This is a genomic window from Phenylobacterium sp. NIBR 498073 (genome assembly GCF_027286305.1).
Lineage (GTDB): Bacteria > Pseudomonadota > Alphaproteobacteria > Caulobacterales > Caulobacteraceae > Phenylobacterium.
In genome coordinates, this window is sequence record NZ_CP114599.1 from 333,461 (window position 1) to 354,363 (window position 20,903).

A 20,903-nucleotide genomic window follows, 5' to 3' on the forward strand; every position below is an offset into this window, starting at 1 on the left:
CCATGACCGGCACGCCGGCCGACCCGAAATCCGCCTGGGCGGGCGACTTCGGCGCCGAGTACACGCAGCGCAACGTCGCCTCGGACGAGGCGCTGCGGGCGCGGACCTTCATGTGGGGCCGCTTCGCCCAGGCCTTCGCGGGCGACCCGCCGAAGACCATCCTGGAGGTCGGCTGCAATCTCGGCCTCAACCTGCGGGTCATGCCGCGGCTGCTGGGCGCGGAGCTCTCGGCCATCGAGCCGAACGCCACGGCGCGGGCGCGGGTGCTGGCCGACGGCATCCTGCCGGCCGAGCGGCTGTACGAAGGCTTCGGCGACAAGATCCCGCTGGCCGACGGCGCGGTGGAGATGGCCTTCACCACCGGGGTGCTGATCCACGTCGATCCCTCGCGGCTGGCCGCGACCATGGACGAGATCCACCGGGTGTCGTCGAAGTACGTGCTGTGCGCCGAGTACTTCTCGCCGCGGCCCGAGACGCTGAGCTATCGCGGCCACGAAGGCCTGCTGTTCAAGAACGACTTCGGCGGCCTCTACATGGACCGCTTCCCGGACCTGCAGCTGGTCGACTACGGCTTTTTCTGGAAGCGCGCGACGGGGCTGGACGATGCGACGTGGTGGCTGTTCCGGAAGGGGTGAGCCGAGCTCCTCCCCAGAGGGGGAACAATTGGGACGAACTACTCCACCATCGACCAGTCGAGCGGGGCGCCGCGCTTGAGGGCGTGGGCGGCCTTGCGGCCGAGGACGTCCGGCAGGTGCTTGGGCGCAAGGCCGAAGCCTGGGCGGATCGAGCGGACGTTCGCGGGAGTCAGCACCTCGCCGGCCGCGACGTCGGCGACCACGTAGAGCGAGCGGCGGTGGTCGCGGCTGGAGGCCTCGGACGGGGCCTCGTCGTAGCGGACCGAGCCGAGCGCCAGCCAGGCGTCGCGGCATTCAACGACCAGGCGTTCGAGCTCGGCCGGTTCCAGCGAGAAGTCGGAATCGACGCCGCCCTCGGCGCGGCTGAGCGTGAAGTGCTTTTCGATGAAGCAGGCGCCCAGCGCCACGGCCGCCACCGATGCAGTGACGCCCATGGTGTGGTCTGAAAGGCCGGTGACCACTCCGTGCTGGGCGGCCAGGTGCGGCAGGGTCATTAGGTTCATGTCCGACGGCGGGGTCGGATAGCCGCTGTTGCAGTGAAGCACGATGATCTCGCTGGCCCCCGCGCCGCGGGCGGCGGCGACCGCCTCGGCGATCTCGGCGGGCGAGGCCAGGCCCGTCGACATGATCAGCGGCTTGCCGGTGCGGGCGCAGAGCTCGATCAGCGGGAGATCGACCAGCTCGAATGAGGCGATCTTGTAGGCCGGGGCGTCCAGGCTCTCGAGCAGCTCGACGGCGGTCGGGTCGAACGGCGAGGAGAAGATCGTGATGCCGATCTCGCGGGCGTGGGCGAACAGCCGTTCATGCCAGTCCCAGGGGGTGTGGGCCTCCTGGTAGAGATCGTAGAGCCGCCGTCCGTCCCAGAGGCCGCCATGCACCGTGAAGCCGGGCCCGTCATGGTCGATGGTGATGGTGTCGGCGGTGTAGGTCTGCAGCTTGACCGCGTCGGCGCCGGCCGCCTTGGCCGCGTCGATCAGGGCCAGGGCGCGCTCGATCTCGCCGTTATGGTTCCCCGACATCTCGGCGACGATATAGGGCGGATGGCCGGGACCGATCTTGCGGCCGGCGATGGTCACGAGGGGTTGGCTCACGCGCCGTCTCCAGGTTCGAGCCGCGCCAGCACGGGCGCGATCTGCACAAAACTCGGCGCCTCGGCGTCGGCCGGGAAGCCGTTGTCGCCAAGGGCCGCAAACTTGCCGGTCCGTACTCGCACCGAGCGGCAGCCGACGGCGTCGGCGGCGGCCATGTCGTGGCCGGGATTGTCGCCGATCACCACCGCCTGGGCCGGAAAGGCGCCCATGCGGCGCAGGGCCTCAAGATAGCAGGCCGGGTCGGGCTTGGGCGCCGCGTGCTCCCAGCAGAGCAGCACCTCGTCGACCAGGTCGGCGACGCCCAGCGCCTCGATCTTGCGTGACTGCATCAGCGCCAGGCCGTCGGTGACGATGGCCAGCCGATAGGATTTGGCGAGCGTCGTCAGGGTGTCGGCGACCCCCGGCCACAGGCTGATGGCCGGGCGGTGATCGCGGTAGACGCCGACCAGTTCGCCGATCAGCGCCGGGCTGGCGGGCAGGCCGGCCGCCTGCAGCACCACGTCGAAGATCCTGCCGCGGCCGTGGGTGTCGAGTTCGGCCTCCATGCCGGCGGCGAGGGCGGCGGCGTCGAGCCGCGGATGCCGGCGAGCCAGCTCCTGCGCCACGGCGCTGAAGCCGGAGAGGACGTAGGTCCGCTCGTCGTAGAGCGTGTCGTCGAGGTCGATGAGCAGGGCCGAGATCATGGGGCGGAGATCATAGGGCCGCCAGCTCGGCGTCGGTGACGATGCGATCCTGGGAATAGCGCAGCATGGTCAGGCCGTAGGCGAGCGCCCGCGGGCGGGCGGCCTCGGCGGCCTGGCCGCGCGCCATCTGCAGGATGCGCTCGGGCGAGGCCAGGCCGGCCTGGATCGAGAGGTTTGAGGCGCCGCCGAAGCGTGGGTTGATTTCGATGAATCGAGTTCCGGTCTCGTCATGGAACGCCTGGACGACGTTGTGGCCGACCAGACCGAGCGCCGTGCAGAGCCGCAGCGCCTGATCGGCGAGGGCCGGTAGGTCCTCGGTCCGCGACTTGGTCGCCTCGCCGCCCTGGACCTGCAGCCGGCGGCGGGCGAGCGCCTGCAACGGCGCGCCGTCCAGGCTCATCAGCACGTCGACCGTGTACTCGGGGCCGTCGTCGAAGGCCTGGACGAGCAGGGTCTCATCGGCCGGAAGATCGGCGGGATCGTCGATCCGGCGCGCGCCGGCGCCGCCGGCCCCGTCGACTGGACGGACAAAGACCGGAAAGGCGTCCGGGGTCTGGCCCGGCGCATAGGTGCGCGGCGTGGAAAGGCCGAGGTCCGCGCAGGCCTGGGCGAAGCGGCGCTTGTCGCGGCAGACGGCGAGGGCTTCCGGCGTCGGAACCAGCACCGTGACGCCGGCGGCCTGCAGCCGCGGACGCAGCTGCGCCAGCCGCGCCAGTTCGCCGTCGCGGGTCGGTACGACCAGGCCGACCGCCTCGCGGGCGCAGGCGGCCAGCAGGGCGCCCTCGAAGTCCGGATCGTCGCTGCGCGGCAGGATCAGCGCTTGGTCGGCGGCGAACAGGGCGGCGTTGTCGCGGGCGAGGTCGGCGGCGATCACCCGCCCGCCCAGCGGACTGGCCGCGGTCTGGAAGGCCTGGACCAGCAGGACCTTGGCGGCGGCGCTGAGGATGAGGACGTTCATCGCCGCCAGCCGGCCCCGCGCCTAGACCGGCCGGGCGTAGGCGGTCTGGTTGCGGCCGACGCCGGCCCGCGCGCAGCCGCGGCGGAACTCGATCACCGCGTCCAGCGACCGCTCGCGCCACAGGCCCATCTCGAAGGCGACGCGGGTGAAGTGGCAATTCCGGCCCTTGGCGCGGTCGCGCATGTAGCCGGTGTCCGGATTGAGCAGGAAGATGTCGATCGGGAACTCGCCCAGGTGCTCGACCACTTCCCAGCCGTTGACGGCCAGGGCGCGGGGCAGGGTGTCGGTGTTGAAGTAGTTGAGGTGGTCGGGGGCGGCGAGCCAGAACTGCGGATCGGCCAGCCCGCGCTGGACGATCTGGTCCTGCAGCCAGGAGCCGTCGTTCGGGACGGCGACGCGCAGCAGGCCGCCCGGCGCGACGATGGCGCGCAGCCGCTGCAGCAGGCCCATCGGGTCGATGACGTGTTCGAGGACGTTGTTGCAGATCACCAGGTCGTAGACCTCGCCCTTGGCGATCTCCTCGTCGAGCAGGGCGAAGGCGTCGCCCAGCATCAGGTGCTCGGCCAGATGCGGATGGAACTCGCGCACGCCGTCGTCGGTGAAGTCGAGGCCCTTGGCCTGCCAGCCGCGCTTCAGGAAATAGTCGAGGGTGAAGCCTTCGCCGACCCCGACTTCCAGCAGGCGACCGGGCGCGCGGTTCCAGACCCGTTCGGTCTCGGCCGGCTGCAGCAGTTTGTGCTCGAGCTCCTCGGCCGTGTAGCCGTGAGCGTAGGGCGTGCGCCCGTCGGTCGCCCCGAAATACTTGTCGCGATAATAGGCGGCGAGTTCGTCCGGCGTCGGGCGCGGTTCGATCTCGTAATAGCCCTCGGGCCGTTCAACCAGTTTGAGGCTCAAGGCGGCGCTCCCAATTCGTCGGCCCATCTGCCCCTGAGCGTAGTTAAGGCTCCGTCAATCGCGCTGCGGCGAGGGGTCGCCCCCTCGCCGCTCTCGCCATCAGAACCGGGTCTTCAGCTCGACGCCGATGGTGCGCGGGTCGTTGACGAAGCCGGTGAGGTTGTTGAAGTCGATGCCGCCTTCCAGGCTCTCGTCGTCGGTGATGTTGCGGCCGAACACCGCCGCGTCCCACTTGCCGTCGGCGGTGGCGTAGCCGAGCCGCAGGCCGCCCTCGAGCAGCTTGTCGTCGGTGAACTCGACCGAGCGGTAGAGGAAGAAGTTGATCTTCGAGCGGTAGGCCCAGTCGGTGTAGGCGTAGAACTCGCCGTCGCGGAACGGGATGGCGTAGCGCGCGGTGATGTTGGCGATCCAGCGCGGGGCGTTGGGCAGGCTGTTGCCGTCGACCAGCACCGTGCCGGGGACGCCGGGCGGATCGAGCACGGTGCAGGGCGCGCCGCACGGCTGGATGGCCAGGTTCGGGTCCTGGATCTCGGTGTAGCTGTACGAGAGGCCGGCGGTCAGCAGCAGGTGCTCGATCGGGTTGGCCTCGCCGTTGAACTCGAAGCCGTAACCCTCGGCGTGCTCGGCGTTGACCAGCCGGTTGAAGTTGGCGCCGCCGCCGACCGCGGTCAGCTGCATGTCGTCGACCTTGTAGTAGTAAACCGACGCGTCGACGCGGGCCCGGCGGTCGAACAGGTCGGCCTTCACCCCGGCCTCGTAGGACATCAGGGTCTCGGTGTCGGCCACCGAGATGGTCGAGCCGAACAGCAGCCGGCCCTGGATCGACGGAGCGCGATAGCCCTTGGCGATACGGGCGTAGACATTGACGTCGTCGTTCACCGCATAGGTGGCGTTGAGGTTGAAGCTGACGTCGTCGCTTTCCGGATCGGCGGCTAGGATCGGGGTCTGCGGCAGGCCGATCGGCGACAGGGTCTGCTGGGCGATGAACTCCTTCTTGTCGTTGGAGTAGCGGATGCCGCCGCCGACCGTCAGTTGGTCGGTCAGCTTGTAGTCGGCGTTGGCGAACAGCGCCCAGGCCTTGGTCTTCTGGTGCTGGTAGGCGAAGCCGTTGCGGGTTCCGCCGGCCAGGGTGTCGAAGTTGATGCTGTCGATCTTCAGGTCTTCGAAGAAGTAGAAGGCGCCGACCGTGTAGTTCACCCCGGCGTAGTCGCCGGCCAGGCGGACTTCCTGGCTCCACTGGGCGTGATAGGGCACCCCGTCGGCGCTCTCGGCGGTGAACGGGATCAGGCCCGGACCTGAGGGCGGGGCGAAGACCGCACCGAAGCCGCCGTCGACGTCGCCGCGCGAATAGGCGGTCACGTGCTCGTAGGCGGTGATCGAGGTCAGGGTCGGCCCTTCGTCGCCGAAGTCGTAGGTCAGCTTCAGGTTGGCGCCCGAGCCTTCCATGGTCTGGCCGGTGCGCGGCTCGGCGTCCTGATAGATCTTCTCGCGGTCGAATCCGGGGACGAAGTCGTTGCTCCCCCTCTGGATGATGTTGGCGCGGAAGATCTGCGGCGAGCCGTCGAGCTTGGTGTAGTGCAGGTTCAAGAGGGCGCTGAAGGCCTCGGTCGGGGTGTACAGCAGCTGGCCGCGGAGGGCGCTCTGGTCATAGCCGCCGGTGACGTCGTCCTTGCCGGTGAAGCCGTTGTCGATCCAGTCGTCGCGGTGCATCCAGATGCCCGACAGGCGTCCGGCCAGCACGCCGTCGATGATCGGGCCGGAGACCGCGCCCTGGACGTTGGCGGTGCCGAAGGTGGCGTAGGAGGCCTGGGCGTAGCCGCCGAAGCTCTGGGTCGGCTTGGCGGAGTCGAACTTCAGGACCCCGGCCGGGGTGTTGCGGCCGAACAGCGTGCCCTGCGGCCCGCGCAGAGCCTCGACCTGGTCGATGTCGAACAGCGGGAAGCTCTTCAGCACCGGGTTCTCCATCACCACCTCGTCGTAGACGAAGGAGACCGGCTGCGAGGCGTTGAAGTCGAAGTCCGTGTTGCCGAGGCCGCGGATGTAGGGCCGCGGGAAGATCCGCGCGTAGCTGGATTCCAGCGTCACGTTCGGAATGCGGGCCGAGAACACTCGGATGTCGCCGCCCGAGGACTGGATCACGTCCAGCTTCTCGGCCGAGATGGCGGTGACCGACACCGGCACGTCGTTGAGGTTTTCGGACCGCTTTTGGGCGGTGACGACGACTTCGCCGAGCTCGGTGTCCTGGGCGAGGGCCTGGACCGGCGCGAAGGCGGCCAGTCCGGCGGCGGCCAGCGCGGCGTGCGCGGCTCGGTTCAAGAAACGCGTACGCATCGTCATTGGCAGGGTCCCCCTAGACCCTGTCCCTGTTGGCTTGAAGCAAGCCAACAGGGATGAACAGGGTCGATTGCTTGAATTTAGAGCCCTTCTTACCCACTCACGATGTCCCATCGTGAGTGGGAAGGGCTCTAGCGATTCGCCTGCGTTTTAAGGGGCTTAGCAGAGTCGCAAAAGCGCAACCCGCACGTCATCGACACGACATGCGCCGCCTGTGGCGCCGGCGCCTCGCAATCGGGCCGCGGCGCCTAGATGCCGCTTGCCATGGCCGCGGCCGACTGAGCCGCCTTGGCCGGGCGGCGGCGTGGCGGGGTGTCGGCCGGCGCGCTCCACAGCGGGCGCAGCGCCTTGGGCAGATTGGCGCGCACCTTTTCGACCTGGCCTGGGGCCAGGTGGCGCGACAGCACGCGGCAGACCGCCTCGATCGCGCGGCGCGGATCGACGCTGTGGGCGTCGGTCAGCCAGGCGCCGACGTCGTCGATGAACTCGTCCAGGCTGCTGCAGCGGTTCGGCTGCTTGGCCGGCTGGTACTGGTCGTAATAGACGCCCCGGATCAGCAGCGGCAGCTGCGAGCCGAGATGGGCCGCGAGGTCCACCGGCAGGCGGTCGCGCAGCTTGTGCAGGACGACGCTGAGCACTTTCCACGCCGCGTGGCGGTCGACGTCCAGCTCCTCGGACAGCTCCTTGAGCCAGGCGTTGGTCGTGTGCAGGGTCCTGTCGAAGACGTCCAGGCCGTTGACGCTCATGGGGGCCTCCTTCGATGGCGGACGATCTGCCAACGGTCCGCCGCCGAAGCCGGTTCCAGCCCGCGCGTGTTCGTGATCGGCGCTTGAGCAAAGTCCGATCTGATTGGATCGGACCTTGCTCAAGACTCTTTGAATTTGAAGCATTTTTTTTCGCCGAACCGGCATCCGCTTCGGCGAAAAATGCTCTAGAGCGGGCGGGTCTCCAGGCCCTCGAGCGCCCCTGCCGCGCGCCAGGTCTCGAGCAGTTGCACGAAGGCGATCGGTCCCTTGCCGTAGGGGCCGTTGCGGGCTGCGAGCGTCGAGGGCCGGCCCTCGTTGTTGTAGTAGCCGGGGGTGCATTCCTCAGCGAACTTGGCGCGCTGCAGGGCCGAGTCGATGATCGTCTGCACCCAGGCGTCCTCGGCCGCCTGCGAAGCCTCGACCCGCCCGATCCCGCGTTCGGCGCAGGTCGCCAGGATGTAGCCGATGTGCTTGGCCTGCTCGTTGAGCATGTGCGGGTAGTTCACGGTGAAGCCGGACTGGCTGTTGCTCATGATGAAGCAGTTGGGGAAGTCGCGGCTGTGCATGCCGTGCAGGGTCGAGACCCCGTCTTCCCACTTGCCGGTCAGGGTGACGCCGCCGCGACCGACCACCTCGTAGCCGGCGCGCCGCGCGTACGAGGTGCCCACCTCGAAGCCGGTGGCGAAGATCAGGCAGTCGAGCGCGTACTCGACCCCGTTCACCACCACGCCCTTTTCGGTGATGCGCTCGACGCCCCGGCCCTGCGTGTCGACGAGGGTGACGTTCGGCCGGTTGAAGGTGTCGAGGTACTCGTCGTGGAAGCAGGGGCGCTTGCAGAACTGGTTGTAGTAGGGCTTCAGCGCCTCGGCGGTGGCGGCGTCCTCGATCACCGAGTCCACCCGCGCGCGGATCTGTTCCATCTTCTGGAAGTCGGCCAGCTGCACCAGCTCGCCGGGGTCCTTGACCCCGGCCGCGGCGTTCTTGTTGCGCGCGATCATGCCGAGGTTGCGGATGATGTCGGTCCAGCCGTCGTTGACCAGGTCCTCCTCGGCAAAGCCGCCGCTGACCAGGGTGTTGAAGTTGTCCATCCGCGCCTGCTGCCAGCCGGGCGTCAGGCCTGCGGCCCAGTCGGGATCGGTGGGGCGGTTGTTGCGCACGTCGATCGACGAGGGGGTGCGCTGGAAGACGAACAGTTCGCCGGCGGCCGCGCCCAGGTGCGGCACGCACTGCACCGCCGTGGCTCCGGTGCCGATGATCCCGACCCGTTTGCCGGCCAGGCCGCTCAGGCCGCCGTTCGAGTCGCCGCCAGTGTAGTCGTAGTCCCAGCGGCTGGTGTGGAAGGTGTGGCCCTTGAAGCTGTCGACGCCGGGAATGCCGGGCAGCTTGGGACGGTGCAGCGGGCCGTTGGCCATGGCCACGAAGCGGGCCTTCATGGCGTCGCCGCGATTGGTGGTGATGATCCAGCGGCCGGCGGCCTCGTCCCAGCTCATGCCGGTGACTTCGGTCTGTAGGCAGGCGTTGGCGTAGAGGTCGTACTGCTCGGCGATCGCGCGGCTGTGGGCGAGGATCTCCGGCGCGCGGGTGTACTTCTCGACCGGCATGTAGCCGGTCTCCTCCAGCAGCGGCAGGTAGACGTAGCTCTCGACGTCGCAGGCCGCGCCCGGATAGCGGTTCCAGTACCAGGTGCCGCCGAAGTCGCCGCCCTTTTCGATGACGCGGATGTCCTTGATCCCGGCCTCGCGCAGGCGGGCCGCAGCCAGCAGGCCGCCGAAGCCGCCGCCGATCACCACCACCTCGACCTCGTCGGTGAGGGCGGCGCGGGTGAAGCCCGGCTCGACATAGGGGTCGTCCAGATAGCGGGCGAAGTCGCCCGCGACCTCGACGTACTGCTCGTTGCCGTCGGCGCGCAGGCGCTTGTCGCGCTCGGCCCGGTACTTCTCGCGCAGCTTCGCCGGGTCGAAGCCCAGTCCCGCGGTCGCCGCGTCCGCGAGTTCCGCTGAATCCGCCATCGATGCCTCCCGAAACATACCGCTTTATCCAATTTGGGTTCCCCTGGCGGAAGGCAAGGGGAGGGCGGGTGGAAACCGACGATCGCGAGGTGACGGCGCACGCCGCAATGTTGATATTGCGCGCCAGTGATGGCCGGTCGGCCTGGCGGGTGAAGTCGAATGTCGGCGCTGACGATCGCCTCGGTCTGGATCAATGCGGTGCTCGACGGCCTGGTCCGCGAGGGACTGGAGCGCGCCGCCCTGACCCAGGGGTTGCGCGGAGTCGTCGACGGGCGGGCGCCGGACGCAGGCCAGATCGAGGTCGGCCTGGCGCGGCGCATCTGGCGGCGGGCCCGTGCGCTCAGCGACGATCCGCTGCTTGGCCTGAAGGTGGGCTCGCGATTGCCCATGCAGGCCGCCAACGTGGTCAGCGTGGTTCGGGCCCACAGCGGGACCTTCGAGGAATCGCTGCGCCACATGGCCCGCTACCAGGTGCTGCTCAGCGACAGCGGGCGGTTCATGCCGACCGCGCGGGAGGGCGGCCTGCGCCTGACCTACGAGCCCAGCAAGGCGGCCGTCGGCATCGACCCGCTGCAGATCGACTCGGTGGTGGGCGCCGCCGCCGGGCGCCGGCCGCGCCCGGTCCTGGTGCAGTTGGTCGGGCGCGCCGAGGTCGATCCCGCCCCGTTTGCGGACCTGCTCGGCTGTCCGGTGCGCATGGGCGCGGCCGCCGCGACCATCGACTTCGACGCCGCCGCCCTGGCCACGCCGATCCCAGGCGCCGACCCGGCCCTGCGCGACCTCAACCTGGCCTATGCGGAGTCCCTGCTGGCCGGCCGGCGGCGGATGGACGGCCTACGCCACAACGTGCGCGCGGCGATCGGCAAGCTTGGGCCCGGCGCGGCCGACGTGCCGTCGGTGGCGGCCCAGGTGGGTTGCTCGCCGCGCACCCTGCAGCGGCGGCTGGCGCAGGCGGGGACCAGTTTCAAGGCGCTAATCGAAAGCTATCGCATGGAGGAGGCGCTGATCCTGCTCGCGGAATCCCAGGCCAGCATCGCCCAGATCGGCCGACTGCTCGGCTATTCGCAGACCAGCGCCTTCTCGCGGGCGGTTTCGCACTGGTGGGGGGCTTCGCCGCGCGCCCTGCGCCAGGCGAGGGGCGTTCCACTGCGCTGATGAATTGCGGCGCGAGCACATTGCGCTTCAGGGTTGCCGAGTCGGCGATCTACGGGTTCAACTGTCGTCATGGCATGGTCGTCGCGACAGGGTGTGCTGGATTCGCCGATAGGGCAGGTCGTCAACCTGGCCGGCCTGATGCTCGTAATCCTCGCCGTCCCGGCCCTCACGATCTACGAGACCTGGTCAGAACAGGCGGCCATGCGCCGGGCCTGGAACATCGCCGGCCCAGCATGTCCTGTCGTCGAGGCCTCGCCGACCCTGTTCGGGGCCAAGGGGCCAAAGGCTTTCGAATATGGTGAGATCCGCTTCGAGCGGCGGTTCGGCCACGTCAGCTGCGTCGCCCCGGCCAAGCGCGGCATGGTCGGCGGCGAGGTCTATCGGGTCTGCCAGTTCAGCGCCCCGGCGGCGCTGGCCGTGACGACAGGCGGACGCACCAGCCTCTACAAGCCCGGCGTCGGCCAACGCGCCACGGTCACCGTCCGCGACGGCCAGGTCAGCTGCGTCGTCGGCGGCTGGTTCACCGGCTGACCCCCCGCGACACCTCGCCCTGACCGGGCGCGCAGAAGTCTGTTGAGAGTAAGTCGCATTTGCCGCTATAGAGCGCGGCTCAAACAGACACAGTGCGTTCGGGGATCTGATGACGGTTATCGGTGGAGCGCGGATCGCGCGCGCAGGCTTGGCGGCGGGCGCCAGCCTGCTGGCCCTGACGATCGCGGGCGCCGCCCAGGCGCAGGACGCCAAGGGCGCAACCGAGGTCTCGGAACTGGTGATCACCGCCGCGCGCACGACCCTGCCGGCCAGCGCCCTGCCGATGACGGTGGATGTGGTCGACTCCGAGGACCTGGCCCAGCAGGTTTCGATCAGCGGCTCGATCGTCGATGCGGTGTCGTCCCTGTCGCCTTCGTTCTCGCCGACGCGCCAGAAGCTGTCGGGCAGCGGCGAGACCCTGCGCGGCCGCTCGCCGCTCTACGCCATCAACGGCATTCCGCAGTCGACCCCGATCCGCGACGGGTCGCGCGACGGCTTCACCATCGACGCCTTCTTCATCGATCACGTGGAGCTGATCTACGGATCCAACGCCCTCCAGGGCATCGGCGCGACCGGCGGGGTGGTCAACCAGGTCACCGTCGGCCCGCCGAAAGAGGACGGGCTGTCGGGCCGGGTCCTGGTCCAGGCCAGCACCGACGCCCAGGCGCACGGCGACGGCCTAGGCTGGAAGACCGCGGGCCTCGGGGCCTGGCGCAGCGGCGCCTTCGACGCCACGCTCGGCCTCGCCTACGAGGCGCGCGGCGCCTTCTATGACGGCCATGGCGCCCGCATCGGCGTCGACAACACCCAGGGCGAAATCCAGGATTCCACCAGCACCTCGATCTTCGGTCGCTTCGGCTGGCAGATCGACGACAGCCTGCGCCTGGACCTCATCGCCAACCGCTTCGAACTGAAGGGCGACGGCGACTATGTCATCGTGGCCGGCGACCGCACGAAGAACCGCCCGGCCAGCTCGATGCGCGGCTCGCCCGAGGGACGCACCGCGGCCAACCGCGTCGAGACAGTGTCGCTGGCCCTGACCGACGACGATCTGTGGGGCGGCGATCTCAACGCTCAGCTGTTCTACAACCGCTCGCGCGACACCTTCGGCGGCGACCGCAGCGCCACGTTCCAGGACGTGCGCCTGGCCCCGCTCGGCACGCTGTTCGACCAGTCCTCCAACGAATCCGAGAAGCTCGGCGCCCGCGCCAGCTATGAGCGCGAAGCGCCGTTCGTGCCCGGCCTGACCGGCACGCTGGGCCTCGACACCCTGCGTGACGAAACCGCCCAGACCCTGATCGCCACCAATCGCGTCTGGGTGCCGCCGACCGAGTTCCGGAGCGTCGCGCCGTTCGTGCAGGCCAACCTCGCCCTGTTCGGCGACAAGGTGCATCTGGCCGGCGGCGCCCGCTACGAGTCGGTGACCCTGAAGGTCGGCGACTACACGACCCTGGCGACCTATGGCTCGCGCGCGGTCGGCGGCGGCGAGCCGAGCTTCGACGCCACCCTGGTCAACGGCGGCATCGTCGTGACCCCGATCGAGGGCCTGCGCTTCTACGCCAGCTACGCCGAGGGCTACACGGTGCCCGACGTCGGCCGCATCCTGCGCGGGGTGAACCGCGACGGCGTCGACGTCGACAGCTTCCTCGACATCAGCCCGGTGGTTTCCGACAACCAGGAGATCGGCGCGGAGTGGAAGTACGGCCCGATCGAGGCCAGCGCCGCCTACTTCTGGTCGACGTCCAAGCTCGGCCAACTGCTGGTGCTGAACCCGGCCACCAACGTCTATGACGTGCAGCGCCAGCGGGTGGAGATCGAGGGCCTGGAACTGAACGTCTCGGCCAGAACGCCGGTGCCCGGGGTGAGCGTCAACGCCGGCTACGCCAAGCTCAAGGGCCGCGCCGACAGCAATGGCGACGGCAGCGTCGACATCGACCTGGACGGCGCCAACATCTCGCCCGACCGCTTCAACTTCGCGCTGATCTACCAGGACGGCCCGCTGTCGGCGCGGCTGCAGAGCCAGTCCTACCTAGAGCGCAGTTTCGAGGGCGCCGATCCGCGCAATAGTTTCGGCGGCTACACCCTGATCGACGCCTCGGTCCGCTACGAGGCGGGCTTCGGCGACGTGGTCTTCAGCGTCCAGAACCTGATGGACGAGTACTATCTGAGCTATGCGTCCGACACGAGCAACGCGACCGACAACCTGCGCTACTTCGCCGGCCGGGGCCGGGTCTTCACGCTCGGCCTGGAGCGCAAGTTCTGATGCCGACCCTGAGGCTCCTGCACCGGTGGGCCGGAGGCCTGGTGGGTATCTTCCTGGCGGTGCTCGGCCTCTCGGGGGCGTTGCTGGTGCACAAGGACGACTTCCTGCGCGCCACCCTGCCGCACGCCGCCGATCCGCAGGTGCAGGACGCAGCAAGCATCGCCGCGGCGGCCGAGAAGATCTTCGCAGGGCCGGACGCGCCGCGCTCGATCATCCTGGCCAGCGAGCGGATGGGCCTGCACCGGCTGAACTACGGCGACGCGAACCGCGGCGCCTACGCCGACCAGAGCGGCGAGATTGTCGCCTCCTGGACGTCCAAGTGGGAGCGGCCGGAAGTCTGGTTGTTCGACCTGCACCACCACCTGCTGACCGGCGACGCCGGCGAACTGGCCGCCGGGATCATGGCGCTGGTCGGTCTCGGCTTCGTGGTCACCGGGGTGATCCTGTGGTGGCCGGCGCGGCGGCTGTTCGCCCTGCGCGCCTGGCCGGCGAACATGAGCCGCAACGCCGTGGTGCGCCAGCATCGCGACCTTGGCGTCGTGACCGCGCCGCTGCTGTTCGTCTCGATGCTGACCGGGGTGATGATGACCTTGCCGGCGGTCGAGGACCTGCTGCTGGCCCCGTTCACCTCGCCCGCGGCGATGTCCGCCGCCGTCAAGCCGCCGAGCGAAAAGGGCGGCCCGCTCGCCGCCGACCTCGACGTCGACGCCCTGCTGGCGAGCGCCCGGGCCCGGTATCCCGATGGCGAGCTGCGGATCATCAGCCTGCCGGCCAAGCCGGGCGGGCTGATCTCGCTGCGCCTGCGCCAGCAAGGCGAATGGCTGCCTAACGGCCGGACCATGTTCTGGTTCGATCCGGCCGACGGACGGCTGGTCGCCAGCCGCGACGCCCAGGCGATGCCGTTGGGCCTGCGAATCGCCAACGCCGAGTATCCGATCCACGCGGCCAAGGTCGGCGGCCTGCCCTACCGACTGGTGATGAGCGTCTCGGGCCTGACCCTGGCGCTGCTCGGTTCGCTGGCGGTCTGGACCTTCTGGGCTGGGCCGAAGATCCAGAAGCGCAAGCGGCGCGCGCCGGTCGCCAAGGCGGCCTGACGCGGATTCGGCCGGTCGGGCGAACCGTGCTCGCAAATGTCTGGCGGGCGGTATGTTCGCGCGGCTAAGCTGGTCGCCATGAATCCGCGCATTTTTGTCCTGACCATGGTGACGTTCGCGTTCGGGTCGGGCGCCTTCATCTTCGCCGGCCTGCTGGAAGCGCTGGCCGCGGACCTTGGGGTCACCACCGCCGTGGCCGGACAGCTGCAGACGGTGTTCGTGCTGACCTCGGCGGTGCTGGGACCGGTCGCGGCCTGGCTGTTCGCGCGGGTCGACCGCAAGGTGATGGTGATCGCGGGCCTCAGCCTCGGCCTGGTGCTGCACATTGCCTGCGCCCTGACCCCGAACTTCGAGACGCTGATGGTGCTGCGGGCCCTGGCGGGCCTGGCCGGGGCCATGTCGGGCCCAGCGGCCAGCGTCGCGGCCGCCTCGCTGGCCCCGCCGGATCGGCGCGGATCGGCCCTGGCCATGGTGTCGGGCGGCATGACCCTGGCGTTCGTGGTCGGCATTCCGATCGGCAGCGTGGTCGGCGACCTATTCGGCTGGCGCGCGACCTTCGTGACCGCCGCCGTGCTGTCGGCGATCGCCCTGGCCGGGGTGCTGCTGTTCCTGCCGCGGGTGCCGGCGCCGCCCAAGCGCGCCGGCGGCAGCCTCGACCTGCCGGCGATCTGGCCGCTTTACCTGACTACTTTCCTGGCCTTTGCGGCCAACATGACCCTGAACCTCTACATCGCCCCGATCGTGCGGGTGGGGGCCGGCGTCACCGGCGCGGGCGTCGGCGCCTTCCAGTCGATGATCGGCTTCGGCTCCATCGTCGGCCTGTGGCTGGGGGCGCGGGCCGCCAACCGCGACCTCGGACGCAGCTGGATCCTGATCGGCTTTGCGATCCAGGCGACGGCGATGAGCATTCACTTCGCCGCCACCCACCAGGTCGCGCCGGCCGGCTGGCCCAGCGCCGCCCTGGTCGCCTTGGGGATCTTCGTGGCCGCGACGGCGCTGTTCTCAATCACGCCGGTGATCCAGTCGCGGCTGATCGCGATGACCGAGGGCGCGCCGGTCGCCTTGGCGCTCAACGGATCGGTGATCTCGGTCGGCCAGGCGCTGGGCTCGGCCATGGGCGGACTGGCGCTGGCGACCTACGGCGTGCCGGCGATCCCCGGCGCGGCGCTGACCATGTCGCTGCTGGCGCTGGCCACCCTGGCCTTCGTGTTCCCCAGGCCGCGACCGACCCTCGCCCCGAAGCCGTAGGATCCGTTTCGGCGCGAGACATGGGAGCCGGAGGGGCGAGCCCCTCCGGCATTGGTTTGGCCTAGTGCCTCAGTTCGCGGGCGCCGGCCATACGCCGGGCCCGGCCGTGACGTATGGCCTTTTGACCGACCAGGAAGCGCACCAGTTGGCGATCATCGTCGTCATCCTCGATGCCTTCGGCCTCGTCCTCGTCTCTGCGCTCGCTGAGCACGTGGGCCAAGACCAGTCGGCGCAGACGCCGCCGGCGCCGGGCGCCCCCGACCAGGACTCGAGCCAGGCGCCGATCCTCATCGCTGTCTCCCTCATCCTCGATACCCTCGTCCTCGTCTTCGTCGCCGCGTTGACGGAGCATCTGCGCGAGCACCAGGCGACGCAGACGCCGCTTGCGCGCTGCCCCGCCGACCAGCAGGCGAGCGAGGTTATGATCCTCGTCGTCGCCTTCCTCATCCTCGATACCCTCCCCCTCGTCTTCGTCGCTGCGTTGGCGGAGCATCTGGGCGAGCACCAGGCGGCGAAGTCGCCGCTTGCGCACGGCGCCGCCGACCAGGAGGCGAGCCAGGCGCTGGTCTTCCCCGCCGCCTTCATCGTCGTCGATGCCTTCCTCCTCGTCGTCGGCTTCGGCTCCACGCTTGTCGCTGATGAGACGGGCGATCAGCAGCCGCCGCATGCGCTTGCGGCCCCGTATCTTGCCGCCAGCGAGCAGGCGGGCGATGTCGTCGGTGTCTCTGCCATCGCCTTCGTAATTGATGTCAAACGTCATCGAGTGCTCCTCGTGTGGTTGCTTGCAGGCCGCGTCGCAAGGCGCGCTGTCCGGACGGCGCGGTTGGCTTCATCCCCGACTTGACGTGAGTGACTAGTGGTCGGCGCCGGCGTCCGAGGCCCGGTCGCGGCTCGCGGCTCGCTCGATCAGCGTTCCCACGATCGCGGGGCTCAAGACATCGAACTGGGTTAGACGCTTGGCGGCGCTTTCAGCGATTAGCGAACGCAACAGCATCCGCGACAGCTCGGCGTCCTCTTCGGACTCCGGTGTTTCTTCGCCCCGGGCCTGCTGGCCCAGAACGCAGGCGACGCCCGCCTCGAACGCCCGTTCAACGATGTCTCTCAGTGTCGCTTGGGGCTTCAGCTCGGACAGGCGGGTGCGCTCTTCGTCGGAAAGCTCCCGGCGATCGCCGGAGGCGCCCATGCTCTCGATGCTGATCACCCGTCCCGTGCCGGGATCGACGTTGATGGATAGGAGCGGCGGGACCGCCTGTTCGGATGATCCGGCGGAGGCTTTTTTCCTGCCCGTCGTGGCTGATGACGCCGCGGCGAAAGAGGGGTGTTCATCGACTGGGGACACGGTGACCTCCATGCCTTTCCCCCATAGCCAACATGCTACGCGCCCGGCGTGAGGCACTCTCCTAGGTTCATTGCCCACGCGTAGAACCCCCGGACCGTCGCAGGGGGCGGGGGCGTCAGTCGACGCGCATCGAAGGCCGCGCCGTACGGATGACGACGTGTTGGATCCGGCGAGACTGCGGTCACGGTCGGCCGCCATCTCCCTCACGCCAGACATGGCGCAGAACTGCGCGGCGGCGGTGGTCCCCACGCCGCAAAGCTAGGCTTCCAAGCGAGGAGAGTACGACCCTAGACGTCGACTTCGGCGTCTAGGGCGTTGTCCTGAATGAACTCGCGGCGCGGTTCGACCAGGTCGCCCATCAGGCGGGTGAACATGTCGTCGGCATCGTCGGCGTGGGTCACCTTGACCTGCAGCAGCGTGCGGGCGTCGGCGTCGAGCGTCGTCTCCCACAGCTGGTCCGGGTTCATCTCGCCCAGGCCCTTGTAGCGCTGGATCGACAGGCCCCGGCGACCGGCCTCCATCACCGCGTTGAACAGGTCCAGCGGGCCGCGGACGGTGGCGGTCTTGTCCTTGCGGGTGAAGGTCGCGACGCCATCAAAGGTCTCGACCATGGCCGCGGCGCGTTCCGACAGGCGGCGCGCGTCGGCCGCATGCAGCAGCAGGTCGTCGAGCACGATGCGCTCGGACACGCCGCGCTTGATCCGCGAGAACACGTAGCCGCCGTTGGCGGCCTTTTCGCCGTTCCAGGTCCCGTCGCCTTCCTCAGCGTAGAGGTCCATGCGCTTGGCCGCCTTGGCCAGGTCGCCGCCTTCTTCGGCCAGCAGGCCCGCGATGGCGGCCTGTTCAATCGCGAAGGCCGGGGCGCGGGCGGACAGGCGTTCGATGTTGGCCTTGGCGCCGCGGGCGCTTTGGACCAGGGCGAGCAGGTCGGCGCCCACCAGGCGTTCGCCGGTCGACAGGTCGAGCGCTGCGCCCTCGACGCCCTCGTCGATCAGGTAGTTTTCGAGCTCGGCGTCGTCCTTCAGGTAGCGCGACTGACGGCTCTTGGTCGCCTTATAGAGCGGCGGCTGGGCGATATAGAGGTAGCCGCGCTCGATCACCTCCGGCATCTGCCGGTAGAAGAAGGTCAGCAGCAGGGTCCGGATGTGGGCGCCGTCGACGTCGGCGTCCGTCATGATGACGATCTTGTGGTAGCGCAGCTTGTCGATGTTGAAGTCGTCGCGGCCGATGCCGGCGCCCAGCGCCGTGATCAGCGTGCCGATCTGGTCGGACGACAGCATCTTGTCGAAGCGGGCGCGCTCGACGTTCAGGATCTTGCCGCGCAGCGGCAGGATCGCCTGGTTCTCGCGGTTGCGCGCCTGCTTGGCCGAGCCGCCGGCGGAGTCGCCCTCGACCAGGAAGACTTCCGACTTGGCCGGGTCCTTTTCCGAGCAGTCGGCGAGCTTGCCGGGCAGCGAGGTTATGTCGAGCGCCGACTTGCGGCGGGTCAGTTCGCGGGCCTTACGGGCCGCTTCACGCGCGGCGGCGGCCTCGGCGATCTTCTGGACGATCAGCTTGGCCTCGTTCGGGTGTTCCTCGAACCAGGTGCTGACGCCTTCCGACACCAGGCTTTCGACCGCGGGGCGCACTTCCGAGGAGACCAGCTTGTCCTTGGTCTGCGACGAGAACTTCGGGTCCGGGACCTTGACCGAGAGCACGCAGGTCAGGCCTTCGCGGGCGTCCTCGCCCGACAGCGAAACCTTCTCGCGCTTGGTCGCGCCCGAGCTCTCGGCATAGCTGGTGATGATGCGGGTCAGGGCCGAGCGGAAGGCCGCCAGGTGGGTGCCGCCGTCCTTCTGCGGGATGTTGTTCGTGAAGCAGAGGACGTTCTCGTGGTAGCCGTCGTTCCACCAGAGCGACAGGTCCAGCTCGACATTGTCCTTCTTGCCGCGGACCACGATCGGGGTCTTCAGCAGCGGGGTCTTGGCCTTGTCCAGGTGGCGCACGAACGCCTCGATGCCGCCCTCGTAGTGCAGCAGCTCGACGAACGGCTCGGCCTCGCGGTTGTCCTTCAGCCAGATGGTCACGCCGGAGTTCAGGAAGGCGAGCTCGCGCAGGCGATGCTCCAGCGTCTTGCGGTCGTACTCGGTGAACGCGAAGGTCTCGGACGAGGCCATGAAGGTGACTTCGGTGCCCGACAGGAACTCGCCGTTTTCGCGCAGCGGCGCGTCGCCGGTGACGACCAGGGGCGAGACCGCATCCCCGCGGCGGAACTCCATCTCGTGGGCCTTGCCGCCGCGATAGATCTTCAAGCGCAGCCAGTCCGACAGCGCGTTGACGACGGAGACGCCGACGCCGTGCAGGCCGCCGGAGACCTTGTAGGAGTTCTGGTCGAACTTACCGCCGGCGTGCAGCTGGGTCATGATGACCTCGGCCGCCGAGACGCCTTCGCCCTCGTGAATGTCCGTGGGAATGCCGCGGCCGTCGTCGGTGACGGTCACCGAGCCGTCGGCGTTGAGGATCACTTCGACGCGGCTGGCGTAACCGGCCAGGGTCTCGTCGATGGCGTTGTCGACCACCTCGTAGACCATGTGGTGCAGGCCAGAGCCGTCGTCGGTGTCGCCAATGTACATGCCGGGGCGCTTGCGCACCGCGTCCAGGCCCTTCAGGACCTTGATGGACTCCGCGCCGTACTCGGCCTGCCCGTTGGTTTCGCCTTGGGTTTCGTCGGTCATACCGTATCCAGAATCGCCAGGTTCGAGCCGTCCACATGGACGCCCTGGGCCCGGCCCTTCAAATCCTCGAAGAGATGCTCGTCCGTTCCGGTCAGGAACGCCTGCAGCTTGAGCGCCTCGATTTCGTCGAAGAGCGCGGCCCGCCTGCGACGGTCCAGATGCGCTGCGACTTCATCCAGCAACAATATAGGGTTTGGAGCCGATTCTGCACGCGAAAGACGCGCCGCCTGGCCCAAAACCAGGTTCAAAATCAGGGCTTTCTGCTCGCCGGTGGAGCACTCTGCCGCCGGACGGTCCTTTTCGGCGTGGATGACGGCCAGATCGCCGCGATGCGGGCCGGTCAGGGCGCGGCCGGCGGCGGCGTCGCGCTCACGGGCGGCGGCCAGGGCGCGGGCCAGGCGCGCCTCGATCTCCTCGGCCTCGAGCCCCTCCGCGGCCATCCGTTCCCAGTCGCCGGTCAGCGACAGCCGGGCCTGCGGGAACGGCCGGTCGCCGCGGCTGTCGATCTCGGCCTGCAACGCCGCCAGGGTGCGGGCGCGGGCCTGGGCCATCAGCGCCCCAGCCTGCGCCATCCGGGCCTCCAGTGCGGTCAGCCACGCGGCGTCGGCCGGGCCGTCGTTCAGCAGCCGCATGCGCTCGCGCTGGGATTTCTCATAGGCGCTGGCGTGGGCCGCGTGACCGGGCTCGGCGGCGAACACCAGCCGGTCGAAGAACCGGCGGCGGTCGCCGGCGCCTTCGAGGAACAATCGGTCCTGGGCCGGGGTCAGCCAGACCTGGCGCTGGTGGTCGGAAAGCCGGCCGGGCGGGACCGGCTCGCCCTCCAGCCGCACCGTGCGTCGCGCCGCGCCGGCGCTTTCGATCCCCGTGCCGATGCGCACCGGCTCGCCGTCCTGCTCGATGACGGCGGCGACCGCCCAGGCGCGGCCCTGAGCCTCGCCGGGCCGTCGGCGGCCGAGTTCGGCGCCGACCGCGCCGCGCAGGCCGCGGCCTGGGGTAAACAGGCTCACCGCCTCCAGGAAATTGGTCTTGCCGGCCCCGTTCGGCCCGACCAGGAACACCGGCCGCCCGTCCAGGGCGAGCTCGGCCCGCTCGTAGGAGCGGAAGTCCGTCAGGGTCAGGCGGGCGAAGGCGGTGGTCACCGCCGCCTCATAGCCGGTTTCGCGAGCCGGGGCGAAGGCTTGAGCGCGGTGTGGAAACAGCTACGCTGCA

The 20,903-nt window shown here is 69.3% G+C and carries 17 protein-coding genes; 6 read left to right on the forward strand and 11 right to left on the reverse strand.

Annotated elements, in window-relative coordinates; all coding sequences use genetic code 11:
- Positions 1-2: 2 nt before the first annotated feature.
- The gene (locus O4N75_RS01725; protein WP_267231934.1) at positions 3-635 is read left to right on the forward strand and encodes a pseudaminic acid biosynthesis-associated methylase; all 633 of its coding nucleotides are present in this window, start codon (positions 3-5) and stop codon (positions 633-635) included.
- Between the two features lie 38 nt (positions 636-673).
- On the opposite strand, the gene pseI is transcribed toward O4N75_RS01725, so the two are convergent.
- From pseI to O4N75_RS01760, 7 genes are all read right to left on the reverse strand, one after another.
- Entirely contained in the window at positions 674-1,726 is a 1,053-nt protein-coding gene (gene pseI, locus O4N75_RS01730) for a pseudaminic acid synthase (RefSeq protein ID WP_269627677.1), read from the reverse strand.
- Entirely contained in the window at positions 1,723-2,409 is a 687-nt protein-coding gene (locus O4N75_RS01735) for an HAD family hydrolase (protein WP_269627678.1), read from the reverse strand. The genes pseI and O4N75_RS01735 overlap by 4 nt, the downstream gene beginning before the upstream one ends.
- A gap of 10 nt (positions 2,410-2,419) precedes the next feature.
- On the reverse strand, positions 2,420-3,367 hold the full coding sequence (locus O4N75_RS01740) for an ATP-grasp domain-containing protein (protein WP_269627679.1): 948 nt from the start codon (positions 3,365-3,367) through the stop codon (positions 2,420-2,422).
- Positions 3,368-3,388: 21 nt separating this feature from the next.
- A complete protein-coding gene (locus tag O4N75_RS01745) occupies positions 3,389-4,261 on the reverse strand; it encodes a class I SAM-dependent methyltransferase (protein ID WP_269627680.1) in 873 nt (290 codons plus the stop codon).
- A 99-nt stretch (positions 4,262-4,360) separates the two neighbouring features.
- The gene (locus O4N75_RS01750; protein WP_269627681.1) at positions 4,361-6,592 is read right to left on the reverse strand and encodes a TonB-dependent receptor; all 2,232 of its coding nucleotides are present in this window, start codon (positions 6,590-6,592) and stop codon (positions 4,361-4,363) included.
- A 251-nt stretch (positions 6,593-6,843) separates the two neighbouring features.
- Positions 6,844-7,341, reverse strand: a complete 498-nt coding sequence (locus tag O4N75_RS01755; RefSeq protein WP_269627682.1) for a DUF2267 domain-containing protein — start codon at positions 7,339-7,341, stop codon at positions 6,844-6,846.
- A gap of 185 nt (positions 7,342-7,526) precedes the next feature.
- Positions 7,527-9,350 (reverse strand): NAD(P)/FAD-dependent oxidoreductase, encoded by a 1,824-nt coding sequence (locus O4N75_RS01760; protein ID WP_269627683.1) that lies wholly within the window; start codon positions 9,348-9,350, stop codon positions 7,527-7,529.
- 159 nt (positions 9,351-9,509) lie between these two features.
- On the opposite strand from O4N75_RS01760, the gene O4N75_RS01765 reads away from it, so the two are divergent.
- The 5 genes from O4N75_RS01765 to O4N75_RS01785 all read left to right on the forward strand — a co-directional run bounded on the left by O4N75_RS01765 (position 9,510) and on the right by O4N75_RS01785 (position 15,641).
- The gene (locus O4N75_RS01765; protein ID WP_269627684.1) at positions 9,510-10,505 is read left to right on the forward strand and encodes an AraC family transcriptional regulator; all 996 of its coding nucleotides are present in this window, start codon (positions 9,510-9,512) and stop codon (positions 10,503-10,505) included.
- Between the two features lie 93 nt (positions 10,506-10,598).
- Entirely contained in the window at positions 10,599-11,036 is a 438-nt protein-coding gene (locus O4N75_RS01770; RefSeq protein ID WP_269627685.1) for a hypothetical protein, read from the forward strand.
- Between the two features lie 109 nt (positions 11,037-11,145).
- Positions 11,146-13,299 (forward strand): TonB-dependent receptor, encoded by a 2,154-nt coding sequence (locus O4N75_RS01775; RefSeq protein ID WP_269627686.1) that lies wholly within the window; start codon positions 11,146-11,148, stop codon positions 13,297-13,299.
- On the forward strand, positions 13,299-14,393 hold the full coding sequence (locus O4N75_RS01780; RefSeq protein ID WP_269627687.1) for a PepSY-associated TM helix domain-containing protein: 1,095 nt from the start codon (positions 13,299-13,301) through the stop codon (positions 14,391-14,393). The genes O4N75_RS01775 and O4N75_RS01780 overlap by 1 nt, the downstream gene beginning before the upstream one ends.
- 78 nt (positions 14,394-14,471) lie before the next feature.
- Entirely contained in the window at positions 14,472-15,641 is a 1,170-nt protein-coding gene (locus O4N75_RS01785) for an MFS transporter (protein WP_269627688.1), read from the forward strand.
- A gap of 61 nt (positions 15,642-15,702) precedes the next feature.
- On the opposite strand, the gene O4N75_RS01790 is transcribed toward O4N75_RS01785, so the two are convergent.
- The 4 genes from O4N75_RS01790 to recF all read right to left on the reverse strand — a co-directional run bounded on the left by O4N75_RS01790 (position 15,703) and on the right by recF (position 20,833).
- A complete protein-coding gene (locus O4N75_RS01790) occupies positions 15,703-16,401 on the reverse strand; it encodes a hypothetical protein (RefSeq protein WP_269627689.1) in 699 nt (232 codons plus the stop codon).
- Positions 16,402-16,494: 93 nt separating this feature from the next.
- A complete protein-coding gene (locus O4N75_RS01795; protein WP_269627690.1) occupies positions 16,495-16,992 on the reverse strand; it encodes a hypothetical protein in 498 nt (165 codons plus the stop codon).
- A 275-nt stretch (positions 16,993-17,267) separates the two neighbouring features.
- Positions 17,268-19,694 carry a DNA topoisomerase (ATP-hydrolyzing) subunit B gene (gene gyrB / locus O4N75_RS01800; RefSeq protein WP_269627691.1) on the reverse strand — a complete coding sequence of 809 codons (2,427 nt, stop codon included), beginning with the start codon at positions 19,692-19,694 and terminating at the stop codon, positions 17,268-17,270.
- Positions 19,691-20,833, reverse strand: a complete 1,143-nt coding sequence (gene recF, locus O4N75_RS01805) for a DNA replication/repair protein RecF (RefSeq protein ID WP_269627692.1) — start codon at positions 20,831-20,833, stop codon at positions 19,691-19,693. Before recF ends, gyrB begins: the two co-directional genes overlap by 4 nt.
- Positions 20,834-20,903: the final 70 nt, after the last annotated feature.